A 318-nucleotide genomic window follows, 5' to 3' on the forward strand; every position below is an offset into this window, starting at 1 on the left:
GCTGGCGTGCTGAGCGCAGCCTGCGCCGGCTCTTCCGACGGTCCCGATGCCACTCCGACGACGGACGACGCCGCGCCGTCGCCCGGGGGCGAGAACACCGCCGTTCCGGACGAGGAGAACGGAGCAGGCGCGGAGACGGAAGACGCCGACGAGGAAGACGCCGACGAGCGGGAGAACCCCACAACCGAGCCGACGCCGGAACCGGCACTGCCGAACGGTGCCGAGTCGATCTTTCCTGAGCACCGCCTGGTGGGATTCTCCGGCGGTAGGGCGCCGGCGTTCGGCCGGCTCGACGCCTCTGATCTCGATGGCGCTGCC

Annotated in this window: 1 pseudogene; it reads left to right on the forward strand. The window is 71.7% G+C overall.

Annotation, left to right across the window (positions count from 1 at the left end):
- Positions 1-318: pseudogene (locus ELR45_RS35830) on the forward strand (hypothetical protein); the annotation flags it as partial.

The sequence above is a fragment of the Phytoactinopolyspora endophytica genome (genome assembly GCF_004138495.1).
GTDB lineage: Bacteria > Actinomycetota > Actinomycetes > Jiangellales > Jiangellaceae > Phytoactinopolyspora > Phytoactinopolyspora endophytica.